This window comes from Mucilaginibacter aquaedulcis (assembly GCF_030409325.1).
In the GTDB taxonomy this organism is placed as follows: domain Bacteria; phylum Bacteroidota; class Bacteroidia; order Sphingobacteriales; family Sphingobacteriaceae; genus Mucilaginibacter; species Mucilaginibacter aquaedulcis.
The window spans coordinates 358504-380052 of sequence record NZ_JAUFPR010000001.1 but is presented as its reverse complement, the minus strand read 5'-3'; the positions used below and the strand labels follow the sequence as shown (position 1 = coordinate 380052).

Here is a 21549-nt window from a genome sequence, read left to right as displayed (position 1 = left end):
TTGTTTTCTAATAAGGGGCTTGATTTTTGTGGTGTACGACCAAGTGGAAAATATGAAAAAAATCATGATCGCAGATGACGATCCTGGGATTGTGGACGCGGTAGAGATCATTCTTGATTTTGAGGGGTACCAGGTTTCGTCGACAGTAAATGGTGCTACAATACTTGCCATGCAAAATGAGTACCCTGACCTATTATTGTTAGATATTTGGATGTCGGGTTTCGACGGCCGAGATATTTGCCGCGTACTTAAACAAAAGCAGGATACCCGCGGCATTCCCATCATCATGATCTCAGCCAGCCGCGACATCGAGCGTTCAGCCTACGAAGCCGGAGCCGATGATTTCTTAGCCAAACCATTCGAGATAGATGACCTCCTGGGCAAAATCAAAAAGCATTTAAAGGATAATTGATTATAAAGTGTTTTCAATTGTCATTGCGAGCGCAGCGTGGCAATAAGCCTCCTCTAAATCTCCCCCAAAGGGGGAGACTTCAAAATATTTTTAAAGCCCTCTCCTTTGGAGAGGGTTGGGTGAGGCTCTTGCTTCGTCGTTCCTCCTCGCAATGACAATATAAATTCCTTCTTGCAATGATGTTCCGTTACTGCACTATTAGCTAAACGTATCTGGTGGCTATCATGTGGTGAACTCCAACTTACATTCAGCTCAAAGTCCGCGGCAGCGAAACATGAAAAATTTGTCATTTCGAGTAGGAACGACGAGAAATCTTATACGATTTGTGCTGCGAATTTGCAGGTTGTATAAGATTTCTCTTTCGCACAACGCTCACATCCACTCATGCTCTATCGAAATGACAAGCTTTTTATGAGATTTCCTGCCTTCTCGACATTCCCCTCCAACATGTCCATTATCATCAAAAATGTCCGGAATCGATCACTTTTTTTAAATTTAAAAACGTTAATTTATTGATTATTAATAAGTTAATATTGGTATAGCTCTTGCGAAACCCTTATCCAAAAAAGAATAACAATGGATAAGGAAATAACGCTTGAGGTTGCATCGCAAAAACGGAAAAAGGCAGTATGGGTAGTGCTGGCCGCCCTAACCGGGCTGGTGCTGACTATATGGGTTTTGCGGAGTTTCATCAAGTCGTCGGTAAATGCATCGGAAATTACCACAGGCCGTGTGGAGATCGGCAACATCGAAAATACCATCAATGCCACCGGCGAAGTTTTGCCCGAGTTTGAAGAGATTGTGACCAGTCCCATCAATGCCTCTATCAAAAACGCGCTGATGGATGCGGGCAATAAAGTGAACGCGGGGCAATCCATCCTTACCCTTGATAAATCGGCCACTCAAACCGAATACGACAAGCAAAAATTTCAGCTCGAATCAAAACGTAACGACATCAGCAAGCTAAAGCTTGACTTGGGCAAAAGCTTTTACGATATACAATCAAACAACGCCATTAAACAACTCCGTATCAGCGATTTTACTGACGCGGTTGAAAATGCCAAGCGCCTTTACAAAGCCGGAGGTGCAACCCGCGAGGATATTGAACAGGCCGAGCTTAACCTGAAAGTGGCCCAGTTAGAGAAAAAACAACTGGAGAACGAGATCAAAAACAAGCAGAAAACCATGCAAATCGAGATCAAGGAGGCCGAGATTGCCGCGGCCATCCAGCAAAATGATCTTAACGCGTTGCAACGCAAATTGAACCTGGCCGATGTTACTGCTACACGCAAAGGTGTTATCACTTATGTAAACAAAAACATTGGTGCCAACATACATGAAGGCGAAACCCTGGCCCGCATTGCCGATCTGGGTAGTTTTAAGGTACAGGGCAGCATGGCCGATAACCAGGCCGATGAACTGCATGCGGGTATCCCGGTAATTATCCGCATTAATGACAACCAGCTGCGCGGGCACGTAACCAACGTTTCGCCATCCATCCAAAACAGTATTATTTCTTTCGATATACAGCTCGATGACCGGTCGAACAAGTTGCTGCGCCCCAATATGAAGGTTGATGTTTTTTTGGTGACGGCCACGCATAATAAGATAATGCGGGTAACCAACGGTCCTGCGTTTAAGGGCCCCGCGGTACAGGATATTTTTGTAGTGAATGGCGGTAAGGCCGAACGCCGCACGGTACACCTTGGCCTCAGCAATTTTGATTATGCCGAGATCAAGGATGGTGTAAAACCCAACGATGTGGTGATCACATCAGACATGAGCGAATTTAAAAACAGTAAAGAAATAACCATTAATCAATAACCACTCGGCTCCCCGTGGGAAGGGAGTTTCTTCATAGCGTTAATCCTCCTGCCATAGGGCGGGAGGGTTGAGTGGATCGCAGACCATATATATTAAAACAGGGAATGAAATTTTTATACATCATATTGTTATTAACCGTAAGCTGCAGGGCCTTTAGCCAGGGCAAGCCAGATACCCTGCGGCTAACCCTGCAACAGGTGGTTGAAATGGCCAAGGCCAACTCCATAGCAGCCAAGCAGGCCGCTACCATACGCGAAACCAAATATTGGGTGTTCCGTAGTTATCAGTCAAATTATCAACCACAGCTGGCATTGACCGGTACATTGCCTGATTATCAAAAAACTTTTTCGCAGGTGTTTCAGCCCGATGGTACTATATTGTTTCAGCCAATTCATAATGATAATTCGGCTTTGCAGCTTGATTTTAGCCAGAGCATTACTGCCACCGGCGGTACCATTTACGGTCGCACTCAGTTGCAGCGCTTTACCGATTTCGACAGGCATAACGCTTTATACAATGGCGTTCCGTACAGTATAGCCTATACGCAGCCGCTTTTTCAGTTTAACCAGCTTAAATGGGATAAAAAGATTGAACCATTAAAATACAACGAGAGCAAGCAGGCTTATATTGAGGCGCAGGAAAATATCGCGGTTACGGTTGAGGGGTATTTTTTTGATCTGTTGCTGGCGCAGGTTAACTTGCACATTGCCGAAACCAATTACGCCAACACCCAAAAAATAATGGCCATAGCCAATACCAAGTTTGAATTAGGAAAAATAACAAAGAACGAGATACTGCAATTACAATTGGAGTTGATTACCGCCAAAAAGGATGTGGGTACAGCCAAACGCAGTATTGAAATTGCCACCCTTAACCTGCGCAGCTACACCGGGCAGGAGGATGATAGTAAGATAGTATTGATAGCGCCCGAAAACATCAGCCGCATGCAGGTTACATCAGACAGGGTTTTAGCCGAGGCTTATGCTAATCGTTCGGATGCCATTGGTTTTTTAAGGCGCATTGCCGAGGCCAAAAGGGATGTGGCCAAAGCCAAAGGCGAAACAGGCTTAAAAGCTACACTTAATGCCAACCTGGGTTTTTCAAATACGGCAAGCAGTATCCCGGGGATCTATAATAATCCGCAAAATCAGCAAATATTACAGCTTACCCTATCGGTGCCTATATTGGATTGGGGCAGGTCAAAGTCAATCACCAAAACGGCGCAAGCCAACCTGCAGCTAATGGAGTATACGGTTGAGCAGGATAAGCAAAACTTTAAGCAGGGAATAGTGACCCAGGTATCGCTATTTAATTTGATGAAAGAACAACTGGTGTACACGGCCCAGGCTGATAGCATCGCCTCAGAAAAGTACAAGATAGCCCGCGAACGCTACGTACTGGGCAATCTGAATATTACCGATCTGGGCATTGCCTTCCGCGAAAATGACGCGGCCAAGCGCGACTACATTACCTCGCTCCGCGATTTCTGGAGCGCCTATTACCAGCTGCGCTACCTGTCATTATATGATTTTGAAAACAACCAGAAAATAGCATATAAATAAGTCAAAATTCAATAGTAAAAAATTTAAAATACATGGATAATCAACTAAATCATTCACAGCTTATTACTGATAACTCACAACTAACCACTCACAAAATGATACAATTAAAAAACATAGAAAAAGTGTACCGCACCGACACTATTGAAACGCTGGCCCTGAGCAGCATCAATCTTGATATTGCCAAAGGCGAATTTTTATCTATCATGGGGCCATCGGGTTGCGGTAAAAGTACGCTGCTCAATATCATGGGGCTGCTTGATGCCCCCTCAAAAGGCGATATCCGGATAAGCGATCAAAAAACCGATCACCTTTCTGATAAGCAGCTGGCCCAGTTCAGGAACAAAAAACTGGGTTTCATTTTTCAAAGCTATCACCTCATTAATGATCTGCAGGTGCTTGATAATGTAGAGCTGCCCCTACTTTACCGCGATACCACTGCCAAAGAGCGCCGCCAGCTGGCTACCGAGGCATTGGCAAAGGTTGGTCTATCAAACCGGATCAAGCATTTCCCTACGCAGTTATCAGGCGGACAAAGGCAGCGCGTGGCCATTGCCAGGGCTATTGTAGGCAGGCCCGAAATTATTCTGGCCGATGAACCTACCGGTAACCTGGACAGTGCCATGGGTAACGAGATCATGGATATCCTCATCAACCTGAACCGCAACGAGGGTACCACCATAGTAATGGTTACACACGATGAAAATATGGCCCATAAAACCCACCGACTGGTGCGTTTATTTGATGGTTCGCAAGTACAGTAATTAACCGCTTAACCTTAAAACCATGCTCAAAAATTATTTTAAAATAGCCATAGCGGTACTGCGCAGGCGTAAGTTCTTTACGTTTATCAGCCTGTTTGGTATCAGCTTAACGCTTACGGTATTGATGGTGCTTACCGCTTTTATTGAAAAGCTTACTAACCCGGTTTACCCTGGCGATAAAAATAACCGGTCATTATATATCACACGTTTAACTTATACCTCAAAAAAAGGGTGGATAAACAGCAGTGGGTCATCGTTTTATTTTTTAACTCATTATGCCGGCAGTTTAAAAACACCGGTTAAAATGGCCATTGTGTCCAGCAATAGCTCGTCAAATGCCTATGTGAATAATAAAAAGGTAGTTATCGACATCCGGTATACCAATGCCCACCTGTGGGATGTGGCTAATTATCAATTTATTGAGGGCAAGCCATATACCATCGATCAAATTAACCGGGCAGATAGGGTGGCCGTAATTTCTGAACGTACCCGGAATGAATATTTTGGTGAAGGCGCAACAGTTGTGGGTAAGTTTATAGAAGCCGACAATATAAACTACAGGATAACCGGTGTAATCAAGAACGTACCAGAATTAGAAGAGGTTTTTTACGCCAACATGTACCTGCCTTACACAGTATCTAAAAAGGATTACAGGGATAAAGGCTTTCAGGGCGATTATTCTGCCGTGTTGCTGGCTCCCTCTGAACAACTGCTTGAGAAAATGCGTGCCGAGTACGAACAGATGACGGCCAGGATACCGCTGCCCGATAAGGCATTTGATACCCTGCACTCCAATGCTGATACCTATTTTGAAACTTACAGTCGTCCGTTTTTTGGTAAGGCTGATAACAATGGATATGTTCGTTTTATTGTTTTTATAAGCCTGTTTGTTTTGCTGTTTATGCTGCTGCCTACGGTAAACCTGGTTAATGTAAACATTACGCGTATCATGGAGCGCTCATCTGAAATTGGTGTGCGCAAGGCCTTTGGGGCTTCATCAAAAACGTTGGTTTATCAGTTTATCATCGAAAATATTATACTCACCATATTGGGCGGCATTATTGGCATTATCCTCACCGTAATTATTTTACAGGTTATTAACCGGAGCGGACTGATAGCTGATCTTGACCTTACTGTAAACCCTATTGTATTACTATATAGCTTACTGGCTTGTTTGTTTTTTGGCCTGCTCTCGGGCGTGTACCCGGCCTGGCGAATGTCGAGGCTTAATGTAGTAACGGCCCTAAAGGCACAATAATTTAAACCTTTAATCAAAAGTTATATGATAAAGCATTTATTCAAACTCATATGGAATAAAAAGAAACAGAACTTTTTATTGATCACCGAAATGTTTATTTCGTTCCTGGTCATCTTTGCTGTGTTTACATCGCTGGTATATTATTACCGCAACTATAAAAAGCCCATGGGTTTTAGTTATGATAATGTGTGGGTTATCAATTATCAAAATGCCAAGAAGTTTCAGAGTACCGATTCTGTAACGCAGTATTATGCCACCCTTACCGCTATGCTGAAAAGTATGCCGCAAATAAAGGCACTTAGTTTTGCATCGGGCAATGTGCCGTTTACCAGCAGTATGAACACAACCGGGCTTAGTTACAAAGGCGTGAGCTACAGCCCCGTTAACTATTACCAAACCGGCGATGGTTACCGCGATGCCTTCAGCATGAATTTATTAGAGGGCCGCTGGTTTAACCAGCAGGATGTGGTTAGTACTTACCGCCCTGTGGTTATAAACGCCTCGCTTAAAGAGCAGTTATTTGGCAATGGCAGTGCGGTGGGGCAATTGATAAGCGATAACAGCAACTCATCCATCAAAAAAATAAAAATAATAGGCGTTGTGCAGGATATGAAAGATAAGGGCGATTACCTGCCATCGGGCATGGCGCTTTACAATCGTATTGATACCGGTGCTATGCGATGGCTGGGCCAACTGATCATCAAGGTATCGCCCGATGCCGATGCCGCTTTTGAAAGCAAACTATATAAAACCGTGGCTAATTATATGAAGGATGCATCGGTTGAGATACAACATTTTTCAAAAAAACGGATAAGCACCAATAAAAGCACTTTGGTTCCCATTACTATATTTTGTATCGTAGCCGCTTTTTTGATCATCAATGTATCGCTGGGTATTTTTGGCGTATTGTGGTACAATATTAACCGCCGCCGTGCCGAAATTGGCTTGCGCAGGGCAGTAGGAGCTACCGGTAATTCGGTTTCGGCACAGCTCATTGCCGAATCATTGATACTGGCCACCTTATCGGTAATTATCGGGACGTTTTTTGCCGTGCAGTTTCCGTTGCTTAACGTATTTAATTTACAGGCGGGTATTTATATTACGGCCATGCTGCTGGCTATTGTGTTCATTTACTTGCTGGTATTGTTATGTTCGCTGTACCCGGGCAGGCAGGCCGCGGCAATTTATCCGGCGGTGGCATTACATGAAGAATAATTACGATATTAACCTGCTCTTATGATATTGGTAATTGATGACGATCTGGCTGTACGAACCTCGCTGCTGCTGCTGCTTAAAAGCGAGGGTTATAATGCCCTGTGTGCCGAAAATCCGGTTGATGCGCTAAAGATCATCCGTAAAAACAACCCTGAACTGATCATCCTCGATCTTAATTTTTCGATAGATACCTCGGGCCGAGAAGGGCTTGAACTGCTTGCCGAAATAAAACAGGTAAACCAGGCCATTCCCGTGATATTAATAACCGGCTGGGGCAGTATTGAGCTGGCTGTAAAAGGCATGAAACTGGGTGCCAATGATTTTATCAACAAACCATGGAGCAACGAATACCTGCTGCAATCGGTTAAAACCCTGCTTGATCTGCAGGATAAAAAAACCGAGCACCGTACTCGTAAGCAGCTCGATAAAAACTACAACTTTCAGCATATTATAGGGGAAGACCCCAAAATGCTCAACATTCTGGAAACCATTGGCAGGGTAGCCCCAACCGACGCATCCATCCTCATTATGGGTGAGAGCGGTACCGGCAAAGAGCTTATTGCCGAAGCCATACACCAAAATAGCCTGCGCCGCAATAAGCCTTTTATAAAGGTGAATTTGGGCGGTATTTCAACCTCGCTGTTTGAAAGCGAGATGTTTGGCCATGTGCGCGGGGCATTTACCGATGCCCGGTTTGATAGGATCGGCCGGTTTGAAATGGCCAACAAAGGCACCATCTTTTTAGATGAAATTGGCGACCTTGACGCCAGCAGCCAGGTAAAGCTATTGCGTGTGCTGCAGGACAGGACTTACGAAGTGCTTGGCAGCAGCCGTACCAAAACGGTTGATGTGCGGGTGGTATGCGCCACCAACAAAAACCTGAACGATATGGTGAGCAAGGCTACCTTTCGCGAAGATTTGCTATACCGCATTAACCTCATCACCGTTTACCTGCCCGCCCTGCGCGAGCGGCCAACTGATATTCCCTTGCTGGTTAATTTTTTTATTAATAATTTAAAGGAGATATATAGCCGCCCTAATTTATCGGTAGCTCCGGCGGCCATGAAATGGCTGCAGCAGCTGCCATTGCCCGGCAACATCAGGCAGCTTAAAAACCTGGTGGAGCGGTCAATACTGGTGAGCAAGAAGGATGAATTAAGTGTGGATGATTTCCGGTCGCAGCTGGAATTATCGCCGGTAAAAAAGGGGAACATGCAGCTGCCCGGCGTGGGTACCCTAACGCTTGAGCAAGTGGAGGTGGAGATGATAAAACGGGCCATGGATTACCATAAAAACAAAATAAGCAGGGCGGCGGCCTCGCTTGGCCTCACGCGCAGCGCCCTGTACCGCCGCTTAGATAAATACCAGATACCCTACGATGAAGCTGAGGACTAAATATATTTTGTTTGTGGTGATATTGCACCTGTTAACGCTGCTGCTCACCTACTTCATTTTTGATCAAAACAAAATATTCTTCATCGTTTCGGAGCTGGTGGTCATCATATCCATGGTAATAGCCTTTCAACTATATATGCAGCTGATACAGCCTTTAAAAATGCTTATGCAGGGTGTTGATGCTATTAAGGATAAGGATTTTAACGTAAAGTTTTTGCCCACCGGCAAGCACGAGGTAGATGAACTGATAAACGTTTATAACCAGATGATGGATGAACTACGAACAGAACGCACCCGGCAGGAGCAGCAGCATTTTTTTTTGGAGAAGCTGATATACACCTCGCCCACAGGCATCGTGATCCTTGATTTTGATGATCGTATTCAGCAGATAAACCCTAAGGCACTCCAACTATTATCGGTTAACGAGCAACAGTTGATAGGTTTGTCGGTAAATGAACAGGAACATCCCTTATTTCAGCAAATGGGGCTATTAAAATCTGGCGAAACCACGGTGGTTAAGCTGGATGGGGCAAGCTCGTTCAAGCTGCAAAAGTCGCACTTTGTAGATAGGGGGTTCTCCCGTCATTTTATCATGATCGAGGACCTTACAGCCGAGATCCTGGCCGCCGAGAAAAAGGTATACGGCAAGGTAATCAGGATGATGGCGCACGAGGTGAATAATACCATTGGTCCGGTAAACTCCATTATGCAATCGGCCATGAAAACCGACCGGCTTTGGCAAAGCCATGACTTTGATACCCTGAAAGATGCCCTCCAGGTAGCCATGGACCGCAATCAGAACCTCAACCTTTTCATGCGCAACTTTGCCGATCTGGTAAAACTTCCGCCGGCCAACAAACAACCTATTGTGCTGCAAAAGGTGATAAATGCTGTAGCCAAACTCATGAGCATCAAAGCCCAGGAAAAAGGAGTAGGGTTTGAATTTAACCTCCCCGAAACCGATATGAACATCATGGCCGATGAACAGCAACTGGAACAGGCGCTCATCAATATTGTAAAAAACGCAATCGAAGCACACGAGGATAAGGGCACAGTAACATTTACCATAACACCATCAGCAAAAAAACTGGTGATCACCGATACCGGCAAAGGCATCAGCGCCGAACAAAATGCCAACCTCTTTTCACCCTTCTTCAGCACCAAAAAAGATGGCCAGGGCATTGGGCTGACCCTGGTACGCGAAATACTGCTTAATCACGGTTTTGAATTTAGCTTGAAAACGGTAGAGGAAAGGCAAACGGAGTTTACGGTTTGGTTTTAAGTGAGATACCGGAAATAACAAAACGTTGTCATTTCGACGAGGAACGAGGAGAAATCTTGTACTCCCTGTAAATTCGCCTTGTATATTATAGAAGATTTCTCTTTCGCACGACGCTCATACCCGCTCATGCTCTATCGAAATGACATTTTTTTGTATTAAATATTCATAGTTACCGCGGGTTTGAAACCCGTGGTTAACATGGTTTCAGCTTCCAGCTGAAGTAAGCTGAAAGCTTATCGCATGATTACTTAATATGCTATGTTTGATAAAGAAATTGTTGGTGACAACACCAACAACGGCATAAAATATCTTCCGCTACCGCAAGCGTCCCGCTTGTGGTATAATTTGTAAATTAGAAAACTGTCCTGCTTGTCGTATAATTTGAAGATCAGAAAACTGTCCTGCTTACCACAAGCGGGACGCTTGCGGTAAGCAGGAGGGGAAATAAAATCACGCTACCCCCTTCAACCCCCCAATCCAGGTTCAGACAAAAAAGAAAAATCATTTCCAATAGCTGAAACCTTTTAGTATTGTTGTATAACCAATATCTTACTATGCAAAGGCGACACTTTATTAAACTTTCAACCACTACCGCGGCAGCTGCTTTATTTAGCCGTATTACTCATGCAACATCAACATTAACCACCGCTGTCAACGCTCCCGACGAGGTTTGGGCGCAATCGGGCGAGGAATGGTTTAAGCTGGAAGGTACTAACGGCAACGTATTTACTCATAAAGACATCAGCCTTAGGCTCAAAAATAGCGGCGATGCCAAGGGTGTGTTTGTGAGTTCGCCAACGCAGCAATTAAACGCGGTACGTTTAAAGTGGAAACATAACCTGTCGCCGAATTCCAAATTTCTGGGCGACCATTGGGAACGCTCCTATGGCGATCTGCAATGGAAAACTAAACCCGATGGGGTTAAAAATCCGTGGTATGTAATCATTCACGACGATAAGCAAACCGCCTGCTTCGGGGTAAAAACCGGCTGCAAAAGTATTTGCTGGTGGGGCCTCACCAATGATAGCCTGGAGCTAACGTTGGATACCCATTCGGGAGGTAACGGAGTGTTGTTAGGCTCGCGCGAGCTGCATGCTGCGGATGTGATCACCACTAACGGCAGGCCCGGAGAAAACGCTTTTTATACTACCCGCAGGTTCTGCGGCATGATGTGCCCGAATCCGCGTTTGCCTAAACAGCCGGTTTATGGCATTAACGATTGGTATTTTGCCTATGGCAATAACTCATTTGATCTGATCAAGAAAACCACCGCTATGATGGCCGAGCTGGTTACCGATACGCATAACCGCCCGTTTTCGGTAGTGGATGCAGGCTGGGCGCAGTATTCGCCGTTGCTGCCGGGAGATGGCGGCTGGAACGATGATTTTTCAAAACCGAACGATAAGTTTAAGGATATGCACCTGCTTGGCAACGAGATCAAGAACCTGGGTATGCGCCCCGGTTTGTGGATGCGCCCGTTGTGTGCCAAACATGATGAAAAGGCCAGTTTGCTGGCTCCCAAAATACCGGGCCGCGACGATCCGAAGAACCCGGTGCTCGACCCTACAATTCCCGAAAATATAGAACGCATTAAACACAATTTTGAGGTTTACAAGCAATGGGGTTATGATATGGTGAAACACGACTTCAGTACCTATGATATCACAGGCCGCTGGGGTTTTGATATGAAAGACAGTATTACCGCACCCAACTGGAACTTTAACGACCGCAGTAAAACCACTGCCGAGATCATTAATGATCTGTACGGGGCCATCCGCCAAGCTGCGGGCAGCATGTACATCATAGGTTGTAATACCATGAGCCACTTGTCGGCAGGGGTGTTTGAGCTTTGCCGTATAGGCGATGACACCAGCGGTAAGGAATGGGAGCGCACCCGCAAAATGGGGGTAAACACACTGGCTTTCCGCCTTACGCAGCACGATAAATTTTATGCCGTTGATGGCGATTGCGTTGGCCTTACCACTCACATAAGCTGGGACAGGAACAAGCAATGGCTGCAATTACTGGCCGAAAGCGGTGCGCCGCTCTTCATCTCGGCCCAGCCCGAAGCTTTAGGAACCGAACAGCGCGCCGCCATAAAACAAGCCTTTGCCCAGGCTGCCAAAGTTCAACCCGTAGGCGAGCCTTTAGACTGGGAAACCAACATTCAACCCGATAAATGGAGGTTGAACAATAAGATTGTTGATTTTAACTGGGCGTAGATACACCCATCGTGCGTGTCTGGAAAATTTGCTATTGCGAGGAGGAGCGACGAAGCAATCGCGAACTGTTGCCTGAACCACGATTAAACTGATTTGTTGGATTAGAGGATTTTTAATCATGATTCTGGTGCCGGCTGATTAGGCCATGCCGGCAAATTTTCGTATATTTACAAAACACAGCGGCCCTGTTCTCTTTGATCAAAGAGGACAGGGCTGTTTGGTTAAGGATGAAAATGATCCGGAATCTGTCAATTTAAAACAGTTATTTGAATATCAATAAGTTGATACTTTTTAAAGCTCCAAAAACGTATTAAAAAGTGATTGGAATCTGTATTTTAATTAAGAAAACTTAGTTTTTTGCAATGAAACCGGGATATTTTGTGTCAATTCTGAATCAAAAAGTGTTAAAATAAAATTTTAAAAAGTGAGGGTGCACTCAGAAAGCGTTTTCGTTTTGTAAACAATGGAATCATTATCTTGTTCAACATTTACTTTCACCCGGATAACATAACCATGAGGAAACTACTGATTTTTTTGCCTGTGATTTTTATGCTTTCATGCCATAACAACCCGGCTCAGGATCTCGAAAATAAAAAACTAAACAGCCTGGCAACCGAATACGTAAGGCTGGGCCTCAGCATAGGCCAATACGATACCGATTTTGTGGATGCCTACTACGGTCCCGATTCGCTGAAGCCAAGGCAGGAGCCACTAAAGGATTTTCCGAAGGATAGCCTGCTGGCCAATGCCAACAGCCTGATGAACGAGTTGAAAGTTATAGCCACCTCATCAACAATTGATACCAATAAAATGCGGGCCAGCTGGATAGCCGATCAGCTGGTTGCCTTTAGCCGTCGGATACGTATTTTCTCGGGCGAGGAACGCCCCTTTGATGAGGAGTCAAGAGAACTGTTTGGCGTAGCGGCACCGGTTTACAATGAAGATTATTTTAAGGCCCAGATAGCCCAGCTGGATAGCATATTACCAGGCAAAGGGCGTGTAAATGACCGATTTCAAAAGCTGGCCAATAAATTTATTATCCCCAAAGATAAGCTGGATGCTGTGATGCAGGCTGCCATTGCCGAGGCCCGCAAACGTACATTGGCCCACTACAAATTGCCTGCCGGCGAAAGTTTTACGCTGGAGTATGTAACAGACAAACCATGGAGCGGCTACAACTGGTACAAAGGCAATTACAAGAGCACGGTACAAATAAATACCGACCTGAAAGTATTTATTGACAGGGCCATTGATGTAGGCAGTCATGAAAGCTATCCCGGCCATCACGTGTATAACATGCTGTTGGAGAAACACCTTTACCATGATAAAGGCTGGGTTGAGATTTCGATGTACCCGCTGTTCAGCCCTCAATCATTAATTGCAGAGGGGAGTGCTAACTACGGTATTGAAGTGGCTTTCCCGGGGGATGATAAGGTGAAGTTCGCCAAAACGGTACTGCTGCCATTGGCCGGTTTAGATACTGTCGGTATCGATCTGTATTTTAAGGCGCTGGCTATAAAAGGTAGTTTAAATTATGCGCGTAACGAGGCCGCAAGGGGACTCATCAACAATACCCTATCGCGCGATAAGGCCCGGAACTACCTCACTAAGTACTGCCTCATGAACGATGAAACAGCTGATAAATCCCTGAGCTTTATCAAAAAATACCGTAGCTATGTAATAAACTACAACTACGGGCAGGACCTTGTCAAAAACTACGTTGAACGCAACGGCGGTACTGCCAAAACACCCGAGAAACGCTGGGAACTATTCGGCAAGTTGCTGAGCAATGAAGTGACCCCGGCCAGTTTGATCAATAAATAAAACCTAAATACCCTTGTCATGAAAGTGAAGCTGATCTCTTTATGTACTGTTTTAACAGTGGTATGCTATAGCTCCTGTAAAAATGAACCTGTTGCCGAGGCGGATACATACAGTGGCTGGCCCGCTTATGCGGGTGGTAAGGAAGGCAATCGTTATTCATCAAATGAAGAGATCAACCTTAGTAATGTAAAGCAGCTAAAACAGGTTTGGACTTATAGCACTCATGACAAGGATACCGCCAACCGCAGCCAAAACCAGTGTAACCCTATCATGGTTGATGGTATGCTATACGGCACCAGCCCTAAGCTGAAATTGTTTGCTTTGGATGCGGCAACGGGCACTCAAAAATGGTTGTTTGATCCAGCTAAAGAAGATACCACTAACAACGGCGACCCCATGGCTTATTACAAGGTAAGCCGGGGAGTAATTTACTGGCAAGACCATAGTGGCTACCAAAAACGCATTTTTTACAGTGTAGGGGCCAAAACATTCGCCATTGACGTGCAAACGGGTAAACCAGTACGCTCGTTTGGCAAGGACGGATTTATCGACCTGACTAAAGATCTGGGTCGCGAAACCAAATCATTTGTGGCGGGTACAACACCTGGAGTGGTTTACAAAGATCTGTTTATCGTAGGTACCCGCGTAGCTGAATCAGCCGATGCTGCGCCGGGGCATATCAGGGCTTATGATGCGGTTACGGGTAAACTGCGGTGGATATTCCATACCATCCCGCATCCGGGCGAAAAGGGCTATGAAACATGGAAGGATACTGCCGCCTGGAAAAAATTTGGCGGGGCTAACAGTTGGGCCGGTATGGCTTTGGATGAGAAGCGGGGTATTGTATATATCCCAACGGGCTCTGTCGGTGGTGATTTTTATGGCGGTTTTCGCAAGGGGAAAAATCTGTTCAGTAATACTTTATTGGCTTTGGATGCTGCTACTGGTAAACTGAAATGGCATTTCCAGGTGGTACATCATGATCTGTGGGATCGTGACCTGTCTGCCAATCCCAACCTGGTAACTATCAACCATAATGGTAAGCAGGTTGATGCCGTGGCGCAGATCACCAAGCATGGTTATATTTTTATGTTCGACAGAACAAACGGAGAACCCATATTTCCGATAGTTGAAAAGCCTGTACCTACGCTGGCGCTGCCCGGCGAGCAGGCATGGCCAACGCAGCCTATACCTACTTTGCCACAGCCTTTTGCAAGACAGATGTTTAATCCGGAGGATGTAACTGATCTGTCGCCCGAAACGCATCAGGATATGATGCAGAAGTATAATCAGGTTAAAAACCGCCTCATGTTTACACCGCCAAGTAAGGCAGGAGGTTGGATATTTCCGGGTTTTGATGGCGGCGGAGAATGGGGCGGAGCAGCGGTTGATGCCGAAACCAAGATCATGTATGTAAACAGTTCGGAGATGCCCTGGGCGCAGGTAATGATAGCTGTACCTAAATCAACCGGCGATCAGTCGCTGAAGGGTATCGGGCAGATGATCTACAATAAAAACTGCCTGGCCTGCCATGGCCCCGAGTTGAAGGGCAACGGTACCTCATACCCATCGTTGGTTAATATCGGCAAAAAATATAAGGAAGACCAAGTAAGCCAGATCATTGCCAATGGCCGTAATATGATGCCATCCTTTAAACAAATTGCCCCGGCCGATAAAAAGGCCCTGCTGGCGTTCCTGCTGAAATTACCCGATGAAAAAGCCGCTAAAGTGGTAGCCAAAGAACCTGTTGCCAACAGAACCGCGAGCACCAAACAGGAAAAGAAACTGGTGGATGAGATTCCCTATACCATGACCGGTTATAACCGCTTTGTTGATAAAGACGGTTATCCCGGCATTAAACCACCATGGGGCACGCTCAATGCTATCGACCTTACATCGGGCAAATTATTATGGAAAGTGCCGCTTGGCGAATATCCGGAGCTAACCAAACGCGGAATCCCGGTTACCGGTACCGAAAATTATGGCGGCCCGCTGGTGACCAAAGGAGGGCTGATATTTATAGCGGCCACTAAAGACGAAAAGATACGGGCCTTTGATAAAAAAACGGGCAAAGTATTGTGGGAAGCCCAGCTACCGGCGGCAGGCTATGCGACACCGGCAACTTACAGTATTGATGGCAAACAATATGTGGTAATAGCCTGCGGCGGCGGCAAAATAGGCAGCAAATCTGGCGATGAGTATGTTTGTTTTGGGTTGTAATTGCAATTTTGCTTTTACACTAATACCGATTGATATATGAAAATTATTTTCAAAATATCGTGCCTGTGAATTTTATTCATGCAGGATGCCTCTTATTGCACATAAATCTTCTCAAATATTGTGTATATATTGTTACCTTATTTATTATCAATAAGTTATAACTTGTGAATGTTAAATAATATATGATGATTCTTGTATCATCATATATTATAAACTAAACCTAAACAGCATACATCCCCCTGTGTAATAATATCGCTGTTTGTACAATCGCTTATAAACTTAATAAAATAAAAAACCTACTTATGAAAAAACAATTAATTTGGGCCATAGGCTTGAGTATGGCCTTTTGCGCCTGTAAAAAAGAGTCTACTCCACATAACCAGACCCCGGCTGAAACAGGTGGAACTAAAGGAGTAAAAAGGTATGCTGTTGGTTTTAATCTCAGCGGCTTTACTAAAGAAACCAAAGGTATTAGTTCGGATAAACTCAGTACCAATGCCGCCCTTACCGATGCTATTAAATTCCTGAGTTATTATGCCTATACCGGGAATAAAGACTCATTAAAACTTGTTAAAAATATATATCAGAAATCAACAGATGCTGGTTTCGGTACAATAACCGATTCACTTGCGGCGGGGCACTACACTATATTTTTTGTAGGTTCAACATCATCAAACTATTATGTTACCAATGCATTCCTAAACCTGGTTGATGGTACTTATCACCCGGCATTAGGGTATAAAAATAATGAGAATATAACTGACACCTTTTTGCAGAAACTTGAATTTGATGTAACCGGTGCAGGCACGCAGAATATTGTTTTGAAGAGAATAGTAGGCCAAATAACTTATAAATTATTAGATGTTTTGCCAGCCGATGTTAGCAGGGTAGAAGTAACCATTGGTAATGCAGCCCCGCTTTATGATATGGTTGATGGTGGGGTGGCCTTTGACGGAACCCATGGCAGTGGCTGGGACGACCGAATCCAAACTTTTACGGTGAACAGTGGCGATAAAGGAAAAGCAAATGTTGAATTTTCTACATATGTATGGCCGTTTAGCTACTTTAGCACAAGTATCAGGGCTTATAACTCAACTGATGTACTGATAGGGCACACCAACCCTGACGACAGCCAATCGTTATCGATTTCAGAAAACACGCAATACATATTATCCGGATACTTATTTAAACAAGCCCCCTCAAGTTTTGGTATTACTGTTGACTCTAAATGGAATACCCCACAAAATAGTACTTTTTAATATACTGAGCTGTTAAACAGTATATTATAAGAGCCTGGTTATGTGATCAGGCTCTTATAATCATTATAGTATTGTTTTTACTTGTAATTTCAATCAAAATATGCATTTTTATAGCCAGCCAATTCTGTAAAAACCTTTATGAAATTCAGCCGTGTGCATATTACCTTTTGTGCCATTTTATTGACCGCATTAAGCGTAAATGCCCAAACCAGCTTTAAACCGCAAAACCAGCTTTTAAATACTTTTAAAAAGAATTTTAAGGATGCCAACGCGCAATATAAATTACTGGCCAAACAGATAGGTCCGCAGGAGTTTCCGAAAACCTATCATCCCGATACCAAAAAACAGGAAAATAGTAACTCGGGCTGGTGGTGCAGCGGGTTTTACCCGGGCAGCTTATTGTATCTGTACGAGCAAAATCATGATGAACAATTATTGACGGAAGCTAACCGCATTTTGGGCGTTTTAGCTAAAGAACAATATAATAAGAACACACACGATCTGGGTTTCATGATGTATTGCAGTTTTGGCAATGCCAACAGAACTGAGCCTAAACCGGAGTATAAACAAATTCTGATCAATAGTGCTAAATCGTTATCAACAAGGTTTAACCCAACTATTGGCTGTATTAAATCATGGGATTCAAAAAACCCGTCAGACTATCTCGTGATCATCGATAACATGATGAACCTCGAATTGCTGTTTTGGGCCACCCGTGAAACCGGCGATTCCAGCTATTATAAAATTGCGGTTACTCACGCTAACACCACCATAAAAAATCATTACAGGCCTGATTATAGCTCTTACCACGTAATTAATTATGATGCGCAAACGGGCGCAGTGAAAGAAAAGAAAACAGCGCAGGGTTTTGCAAATGAATCGGCATGGGCGCGCGGGCAGGCCTGGGGCCTTTATGGGTTCACAGTGATGTATCGGGAAACAAAGGATAAAAAATATCTTGATCAGGCACAAAATATTGCCCGGTTTATACTTACTAACCCTAACCCTAACCAGCCGGCTGATAAAATACCCTACTGGGACTATAACGCAACCAATATTCCCAATGCTTTGAAAGATGCATCGGCGGCCGCCATAACGGCTTCGGCATTGCTTGAACTTTGCAAGTATGCTGATAACAATAAGGGGCAGGAGTATTTTAACACTGCAGAAACCATATTGAAAACATTATCATCGCCGGCTTACAAAGCACCGCTTGGTACCAATGGCGGCTTTATTTTAGAACATAGCGTGGGGCATTTCCCTGCCGGAACCGAGATTGACGTACCTTTAACTTATGCTGATTATTATTTTATTGAAGCGATGAAAAGGTATGATGAATTTGTAACCAATAAGTAAACACTGCAAAACAGAAAATATATGGCTTTTGGTAAAAGTAGGGTAGAAGCATTTAGTGATGGTGTTATAGCCATTATCATTACCATTATGGTGCTGGAACTGAAGGTTCCTCATGATGATACACTGGAATCGTTAAAACCGCTTTTACCGGTATTTATGAGCTATATTTTGAGTTTTATATATGTGGGCATCTACTGGAACAACCATCACCATATGATGCACATAGTACGATCGGTGAACGGTACTGTACTTTGGGCCAACCTGCACATGCTGTTTTGGCTTTCGCTGATTCCTTTTGTAACCAGCTGGATGGGGGAGAACCATTTTACACAAATACCCGTGATTTGTTATGGTGCAGTTTTGGCCATGACTGGGTTTTCATATGATATTTTACAAAAAACGCTCATAAAACACAATGGCGAACAATCACTTATTGCTAATGTACTGGGTCACGACTGGAAAAGTATAGGTTCCGTATTCATTTATATACTGGCCATTGGCTTATCTTGGGTGAGCTCCACCCTGAGTTTTGCCTTGTATTGCGTAGTGGCCGCCATATGGTTTATACCTGATAAACGGATAGAAAATAAATTAAAGGATGATTCATTAAAAATTGAAGAATAAATATTAGTTTAGATATTATATTCCTGCCAATCAACATAGTATAATTCTGAAAGAGGTTTTTACCTGCAAATTTTAAACCTTATCACAGTAATGGTGTTATAGCACTGATTTTATTTTATGTAATCAGGTGCTGTCATAAATTATGTAAAGTTTTATTATTTGGCACAATTATACCCTTTTCTATGTTTGATATTGCTCCGGTAAATGAGAGTGAATTGTTGGTGCAGGTAGCTTCAGGCAATGAACAAGCCTTTCAGAAATTATTTATGATGTATCACCAGCAATTAGGTGTGCACATGATACGCATAACAAACTCGGCCGAGTTGGCCGAAGAGGTGGTGCAGGATGTGTTTTTAAAAATATGGCTCACACGCGAGTCATTGGTGGGGGTTGATAATTTTAAGGCTTACCTGTTCGTGATCTCCAAAAATCACGCCTTAAACTGCCTGAAAAAACTGGCCAAAGAACGAACTTTTGTAAAACAGCTGGAAGATAGTGATGTAAAGGTCATGATACCCGATGCCACAGATACAGACATGTATTATAACCTGCTTGACGAGGCAATTGATCAATTACCGCCTCAGCAACAAAAAGTTTATTTACTGAGCAGGCATAACCGCCTCAAGTATGCCGAAATAGCCGATCAGTTGGAGCTATCGCGCGAAACCGTAAAAAAATATTTACAAATTGCTACGATATCCATAACCGAGTATGTGCATGAGCATCTGGAAGTTACCGCTATGCTGCTGGTAACAATTAAAAGTTTTTTAATTTTTTTTAAAATCCGGTAGCCCCTTTTTTTAGGTATTAGTTGTCATGCAAGTGAAGTTTCCCAAAAACCTCATTTGCCAATTATTTACAGATGACTAATAACTATTCTACCATATGAGTGCATTTAATGCAAGGTTAAGCTATCTTTTCAATAGCTACTATAATCAAACTGCTACAGCTCAGGAACAGGAAGAGTTATTTCAAATTATTAATGCATCTGCAAATGATGCCGAGCTAACGGCGCTTATTCAGCAAGCCTGGAACGATCTGGAAACTAACGAGCCGCTTTTTGACCACGCGAAAAGCATGAGCATGCTGAACAACATCTTACAGAATAAAACCGATCATGATAACTCCTATCAGATAAGACCTCCCGATAACAATATACCATGGGTAAAGCTTGGTGTAGCCGCGGCTTTACTGGTATTTGTGAGCTTTGGCGCCTACGTTTTTATAAAGCAAAAAAAGCAGGCAGCAGGTGGAAAGGATTTTGCTAAAAACCAACCTGCCCATGACGTTTTTCCGGGGGGGAATAAAGCTGTTTTAACTTTGGCAAACGGTAAAACGATTTATCTTGACAATGCGCAGAACGGCGTTTTGGCCAAGCAGGGCGATGCCCAGATCAATAAAACAAGGGATGGCCAACTGGTTTACCGCTCGGGTAATGAGGGGCAAAATGATGCATCAGAAATTAATATCGTATCTACTCCGCGCGGCGGACAATACCAGCTTGTACTTAACGATGGCAGTAAGGTTTGGTTAAACTCTGCTTCATCGGTTAGTTTCCCGGCTGTATTTACAGGTAAAACCCGCGATGTTGAAATTACCGGCGAAGCTTACTTTGAGGTGGCTAAAAATGCTGAGAAACCCTTCAGGGTAAAAACAAATAATGTTTTGGTTGAAGTATTGGGCACGCACTTTAATGTGATGGCTTATAATGATGAAAACGCGGTAAAAACAACCCTGCTGGAAGGGGCGGTAAAAATAAGCAACAATGAAAACGCCAGTGTTTTAAAGCCTGGTCAGCAAGCTTCACTTAATCAGAATGGACAGATCAGGGTGGTGAACAATCCTGATGCAGATGATTCTATAGCCTGGAAAGACGGCTTGTTTCAGTTTAGCGATGCAGGTATCGAAACAATTATGCGCCAGGTTTCGCGCTGGTATGATGTAAGTGTATCCTACGAGGGGAAGATACCCGAGCGTGAATTTACGGGCCGTATCTCGCGTAACGTTAAAGCCTCCGAATTATTGAATATGCTTAAATACGAAGGTGTAAATTTTAAAATAGAAGATAAGCATATCACCATAACCATGTAATTACTTAATACCATAATAACCAACTATTCACCCTTTAAAAAACGCTATGATGAAAGAAATACACAAAACCAGTTAGCCTCTTCCGGGACTCTGGCCTTCGTTTCTTTTGCGGTGCAAACTTCACCACAAACAGTAAAAATACAGGCATAAAAAAACCGGGAAGTGTTTGCAGCACTAACCCGGCTAAATATCTGGGCCCCAAAAAAATGCAATCGACGAATTGAAAGTTAATGTTTAACCCAAA

The 21549-nt window shown here is 43.9% G+C and carries 16 protein-coding genes; all 16 read left to right on the top strand.

All coding sequences use genetic code 11. The features are described 5' to 3' along the window. Nucleotides 1–64: 64 nt before the first annotated feature. The 16 genes from QWZ01_RS01405 to QWZ01_RS01330 all read left to right on the top strand — a co-directional run bounded on the left by QWZ01_RS01405 (nucleotide 65) and on the right by QWZ01_RS01330 (nucleotide 21305). Nucleotides 65–412, top strand: coding sequence for a response regulator (locus QWZ01_RS01405; protein ID WP_290321423.1), 348 nt, complete (start codon nucleotides 65–67; stop codon nucleotides 410–412). A 576-nt stretch (nucleotides 413–988) separates the two neighbouring features. Next, the gene (locus QWZ01_RS01400; protein ID WP_290321422.1) at nucleotides 989–2236 is read left to right on the top strand and encodes an efflux RND transporter periplasmic adaptor subunit; all 1248 of its coding nucleotides are present in this window, start codon (nucleotides 989–991) and stop codon (nucleotides 2234–2236) included. Between the two features lie 104 nt (nucleotides 2237–2340). Then, nucleotides 2341–3798, top strand: coding sequence for a TolC family protein (locus QWZ01_RS01395; RefSeq protein WP_290321421.1), 1458 nt, complete (start codon nucleotides 2341–2343; stop codon nucleotides 3796–3798). Nucleotides 3799–3830: 32 nt separating this feature from the next. After that, nucleotides 3831–4559 carry an ABC transporter ATP-binding protein gene (locus QWZ01_RS01390; protein WP_435404550.1) on the top strand — a complete coding sequence of 243 codons (729 nt, stop codon included), beginning with the start codon at nucleotides 3831–3833 and terminating at the stop codon, nucleotides 4557–4559. Between the two features lie 22 nt (nucleotides 4560–4581). Then, nucleotides 4582–5817 carry an ABC transporter permease gene (locus tag QWZ01_RS01385; protein ID WP_290321420.1) on the top strand — a complete coding sequence of 412 codons (1236 nt, stop codon included), beginning with the start codon at nucleotides 4582–4584 and terminating at the stop codon, nucleotides 5815–5817. A gap of 24 nt (nucleotides 5818–5841) precedes the next feature. Continuing rightward, on the top strand, nucleotides 5842–7032 hold the full coding sequence (locus tag QWZ01_RS01380) for an ABC transporter permease (protein ID WP_290321419.1): 1191 nt from the start codon (nucleotides 5842–5844) through the stop codon (nucleotides 7030–7032). A gap of 21 nt (nucleotides 7033–7053) precedes the next feature. Next, nucleotides 7054–8427, top strand: a complete 1374-nt coding sequence (locus tag QWZ01_RS01375; protein ID WP_290321418.1) for a sigma-54-dependent transcriptional regulator — start codon at nucleotides 7054–7056, stop codon at nucleotides 8425–8427. Further along, nucleotides 8411–9709: a sensor histidine kinase gene (locus QWZ01_RS01370; protein WP_290321417.1), complete on the top strand. Its 1299-nt coding sequence runs from the start codon at nucleotides 8411–8413 to the stop codon at nucleotides 9707–9709. Before QWZ01_RS01375 ends, QWZ01_RS01370 begins: the two co-directional genes overlap by 17 nt. A gap of 554 nt (nucleotides 9710–10263) precedes the next feature. Then, nucleotides 10264–11931 carry an alpha-amylase family protein gene (locus QWZ01_RS01365; RefSeq protein WP_290321416.1) on the top strand — a complete coding sequence of 556 codons (1668 nt, stop codon included), beginning with the start codon at nucleotides 10264–10266 and terminating at the stop codon, nucleotides 11929–11931. A gap of 513 nt (nucleotides 11932–12444) precedes the next feature. Further along, nucleotides 12445–13755, top strand: coding sequence for a hypothetical protein (locus QWZ01_RS01360; RefSeq protein WP_290321415.1), 1311 nt, complete (start codon nucleotides 12445–12447; stop codon nucleotides 13753–13755). A gap of 18 nt (nucleotides 13756–13773) precedes the next feature. Continuing rightward, a complete protein-coding gene (locus tag QWZ01_RS01355) occupies nucleotides 13774–15975 on the top strand; it encodes an outer membrane protein assembly factor BamB family protein (RefSeq protein ID WP_290321414.1) in 2202 nt (733 codons plus the stop codon). 302 nt (nucleotides 15976–16277) lie between these two features. Further along, the gene (locus QWZ01_RS01350) at nucleotides 16278–17234 is read left to right on the top strand and encodes a hypothetical protein (RefSeq protein WP_290321413.1); all 957 of its coding nucleotides are present in this window, start codon (nucleotides 16278–16280) and stop codon (nucleotides 17232–17234) included. Nucleotides 17235–17372: 138 nt separating this feature from the next. Next, nucleotides 17373–18590 carry a glycoside hydrolase family 88 protein gene (locus QWZ01_RS01345; RefSeq protein ID WP_290321412.1) on the top strand — a complete coding sequence of 406 codons (1218 nt, stop codon included), beginning with the start codon at nucleotides 17373–17375 and terminating at the stop codon, nucleotides 18588–18590. 21 nt (nucleotides 18591–18611) lie between these two features. Continuing rightward, entirely contained in the window at nucleotides 18612–19214 is a 603-nt protein-coding gene (locus QWZ01_RS01340) for a TMEM175 family protein (protein ID WP_290321411.1), read from the top strand. A 182-nt stretch (nucleotides 19215–19396) separates the two neighbouring features. Further along, the gene (locus QWZ01_RS01335) at nucleotides 19397–20005 is read left to right on the top strand and encodes an RNA polymerase sigma factor (protein ID WP_290321410.1); all 609 of its coding nucleotides are present in this window, start codon (nucleotides 19397–19399) and stop codon (nucleotides 20003–20005) included. 94 nt (nucleotides 20006–20099) lie between these two features. Further along, nucleotides 20100–21305, top strand: coding sequence for a FecR family protein (locus tag QWZ01_RS01330; RefSeq protein WP_290321409.1), 1206 nt, complete (start codon nucleotides 20100–20102; stop codon nucleotides 21303–21305). Nucleotides 21306–21549 lie beyond the last annotated feature (244 nt).

What these genes read in the sequence shown, in the direction of transcription:
- QWZ01_RS01360 (WP_290321415.1), top strand. Translation starts at nt 12,445, where the DNA reads ATGAGGAAACTACTGATTTTTTTGCCTGTGATTTTTATGCTTTCATGC.
- QWZ01_RS01350 (WP_290321413.1), top strand. Translation starts at nt 16,278, where the DNA reads ATGAAAAAACAATTAATTTGGGCCATAGGCTTGAGTATGGCCTTTTGC.
- QWZ01_RS01340 (WP_290321411.1), top strand. Translation starts at nt 18,612, where the DNA reads ATGGCTTTTGGTAAAAGTAGGGTAGAAGCATTTAGTGATGGTGTTATA.
- QWZ01_RS01370 (WP_290321417.1), top strand. Translation starts at nt 8,411, where the DNA reads ATGAAGCTGAGGACTAAATATATTTTGTTTGTGGTGATATTGCACCTG.
- QWZ01_RS01355 (WP_290321414.1), top strand. Translation starts at nt 13,774, where the DNA reads ATGAAAGTGAAGCTGATCTCTTTATGTACTGTTTTAACAGTGGTATGC.
- QWZ01_RS01380 (WP_290321419.1), top strand. Translation starts at nt 5,842, where the DNA reads ATGATAAAGCATTTATTCAAACTCATATGGAATAAAAAGAAACAGAAC.
- QWZ01_RS01365 (WP_290321416.1), top strand. Translation starts at nt 10,264, where the DNA reads ATGCAAAGGCGACACTTTATTAAACTTTCAACCACTACCGCGGCAGCT.
- QWZ01_RS01385 (WP_290321420.1), top strand. Translation starts at nt 4,582, where the DNA reads ATGCTCAAAAATTATTTTAAAATAGCCATAGCGGTACTGCGCAGGCGT.
- QWZ01_RS01405 (WP_290321423.1), top strand. Translation starts at nt 65, where the DNA reads ATGATCGCAGATGACGATCCTGGGATTGTGGACGCGGTAGAGATCATT.
- QWZ01_RS01345 (WP_290321412.1), top strand. Translation starts at nt 17,373, where the DNA reads ATGAAATTCAGCCGTGTGCATATTACCTTTTGTGCCATTTTATTGACC.
- QWZ01_RS01400 (WP_290321422.1), top strand. Translation starts at nt 989, where the DNA reads ATGGATAAGGAAATAACGCTTGAGGTTGCATCGCAAAAACGGAAAAAG.
- QWZ01_RS01330 (WP_290321409.1), top strand. Translation starts at nt 20,100, where the DNA reads ATGAGTGCATTTAATGCAAGGTTAAGCTATCTTTTCAATAGCTACTAT.
- QWZ01_RS01335 (WP_290321410.1), top strand. Translation starts at nt 19,397, where the DNA reads ATGTTTGATATTGCTCCGGTAAATGAGAGTGAATTGTTGGTGCAGGTA.
- QWZ01_RS01395 (WP_290321421.1), top strand. Translation starts at nt 2,341, where the DNA reads ATGAAATTTTTATACATCATATTGTTATTAACCGTAAGCTGCAGGGCC.
- QWZ01_RS01375 (WP_290321418.1), top strand. Translation starts at nt 7,054, where the DNA reads ATGATATTGGTAATTGATGACGATCTGGCTGTACGAACCTCGCTGCTG.
- QWZ01_RS01390 (WP_435404550.1), top strand. Translation starts at nt 3,831, where the DNA reads ATGGATAATCAACTAAATCATTCACAGCTTATTACTGATAACTCACAA.